Genomic DNA, 2,127 nt, shown 5'->3' on the forward strand with positions numbered 1-2,127 from the left:
GGCTCTGCGCGGAAGCCGGTCCGCACCGCCGATCGCGCCGGCCGGCGGCACCCGGGGCGTGCTGCGGGTGCTGGACGCACTGACCCGCTGGTATGCACAGCCGCCTGCCGATGATGCCGGGCTGGATGTGGCGCTGGAGCACGCCACGCGACTGCTGCGTCCCGGCGCGCGGGTGGTGGTGCTGGCCGATCCTGGGCGCGCGGCGGCAGTGCCGCTGTCGCGCTGGACCGGCCTGGCGATGCACCACGACGTACAACTGATGCTGCTGGTCGATCCGCTGGAGCTGGCTCCGCCGGAAAACCTGCTGCCCTTCCAGGCGCAGGGACGCACCGTGTCGCTGGATCTCGCCGACGGCGGCGTGCACGAACACTGGCACCAGCGCTTCGTGGCTCCGCTCGAGCACCTGCAGCAGACCCTGGGCGCACGTCGCCTGCAGGTGCACGTGATTGCCAGCGACGACCCCAGCGATGGCTGGCTGGGGGCGGTCCCCACGCCGGTGGTCGCATGAGCACCGCCACCTCGCTGCCGCTGCGCGATGTGCACCTGCCCGATGCGCCGGGATGGTGGCCGTTGCCGCCGGGCTGGTGGGTGGTACTGGGCGTGTGTGCGCTGGTGCTGGTCAGCATCGGCGTCTGGCGCGCGTGGCGCGGTCATGTGCGCCGCCGCTGGATGTCGCGCTTTGATGCGGCGGTCGATGCCGCTGATGCGCCGGCGACGCAGTTGGCCGCCATCAGCGAGCTGCTGCGCCGCGCGGCACGTGTCCGCCAGCCGGGAGCCGAACTGCTGCAGGGGGACGCGTGGCTGCAGTTTGTTGAATCGCCACCCACGGTGCTCAGCGAGCAGGACCGTATCCTGCTGCTTGATGGCGCGTACCGGCGTGACCCGGATGCGGCCGCGGTGGCACGTCTGCGTCGGGTCGCCCGCGCGCGTTTTGTCCAGCTGATGAGCGGTCAGCGGCGATGATCGCGGAGCTGCTGCCGTCGTGGTTGTCATGGCTGGACACGCTGGCGTGGCCGTGGATGCTGCTGGCCCTGCCATTGCCGCTGATCATGCGCCTCTGGCCGCAGCGGGGACCGACGGGCCCGGCGCTGCGCGTGCCCTACGCCGCCACCGAGCTGACCGCGCTGGGCAGCACCGGCCTGCGCCTGCCGATGCTGCGACCGGGTCGGTTGCTGCTGTGGATGGCCTGGATCAGCCTGTGCGTGGCCGCAGCGCGCCCGCAACAGCTCGGTGAGCCGATCGTGCCTCCGCAGCAGGGACGGCAGTTGATGCTGGCGGTGGACTTCTCCGGCAGCATGAGCGAACCGGACATGCAGCTCGGGCCGCAGATTGTGCAGCGGGTCCAGGCCGCCAAGGCGGTGCTGGCCGACTTCCTCGACCGTCGCGCCGGGGACCGGGTCGGGCTGCTGATCTTCGGCGACCGCGCGTACACGCTGACTCCGATCACCGCCGACCTGGCTACCGTGCGCAGCCAGCTCACCGACAGCGAACTGGGGCTGGCCGGCAACAACACCGCCATCGGCGACGCCATCGCGCTGGCGGTCAAGCGTCTGCGCGAACAACCCGAAGGTCAGCGCGTGCTGATCCTGCTGACCGATGGCGTCAACAACGCCGGTGTGCTGACCCCGCTGCGTGCGGCGGAACTGGCCCGGGCCGAAGGGGTCCGGGTGTACACGATCGGCTTTGGTGGAGAAGGGGGCATGAGTTTGTTCGGGGTGAGGATCGCCGCTGGCGAGGATCCGGTCGACGAAGCCACCCTGCAGAAAATCGCCGGTCTCACCGGCGGGCGGGCGTTCCGTGCGCGCGACACCGATCAGCTGGCCAGCATCTACGCCGAACTGGATCGCCTGGAGCCGATCGCGGCCCCGGGGCAGGCGGTACGGCCAACGATCGAACGCTATGCCTGGCCGTTGGCGCTGTCGCTGCTGCTGGGCGCGCTGGCATGGCTGATGCCGCGGCGGTGGCGATGATGGCCGCCCTCCCGCTCCACTTCCTGCGCCCGGACCTGCTCTGGGCATTGCTGGCGTTGCCATTGATCGCGCTGCTGTGGCGCTGGCGCCGCCGTCGCGCCAGCGTCTGGCTGCACGCGGTTGACGCGCACCTGCTGCCGCACCTGCTGGCCCCGGC

3 protein-coding genes and 1 pseudogene are annotated in these 2,127 nt (G+C 71.2%); all 4 read left to right on the top strand.

What is annotated here, in order from left to right; all coding sequences use genetic code 11:
* A pseudogene (locus EGJ34_RS21490) lies at positions 1-508 on the top strand (DUF58 domain-containing protein); the annotation flags it as partial.
* Positions 505-963, top strand: a complete 459-nt coding sequence (locus EGJ34_RS21495) for a DUF4381 domain-containing protein (RefSeq protein ID WP_125362423.1) — start codon at positions 505-507, stop codon at positions 961-963. The pseudogene EGJ34_RS21490 and the gene EGJ34_RS21495, both read left to right, overlap by 4 nt.
* Positions 960-1,970 carry a VWA domain-containing protein gene (locus tag EGJ34_RS21500; RefSeq protein WP_125362424.1) on the top strand — a complete coding sequence of 337 codons (1,011 nt, stop codon included), beginning with the start codon at positions 960-962 and terminating at the stop codon, positions 1,968-1,970. Before EGJ34_RS21495 ends, EGJ34_RS21500 begins: the two co-directional genes overlap by 4 nt.
* Positions 1,943-2,127 (top strand): hypothetical protein (locus EGJ34_RS21505; RefSeq protein WP_148100557.1); only part of this gene is annotated, 185 nt, incomplete at its 3' end. The genes EGJ34_RS21500 and EGJ34_RS21505, both read left to right, overlap by 28 nt.

Source organism: Stenotrophomonas sp. 278 (assembly GCF_003935715.1).
GTDB lineage: Bacteria > Pseudomonadota > Gammaproteobacteria > Xanthomonadales > Xanthomonadaceae > Stenotrophomonas > Stenotrophomonas maltophilia_AH.

Excerpts from the sequence above, each read along its gene's own strand:
- EGJ34_RS21495 (WP_125362423.1), top strand. The coding sequence starts at position 505 with ATGAGCACCGCCACCTCGCTGCCGCTGCGCGATGTGCACCTGCCCGAT.
- EGJ34_RS21500 (WP_125362424.1), top strand. The coding sequence starts at position 960 with ATGATCGCGGAGCTGCTGCCGTCGTGGTTGTCATGGCTGGACACGCTG.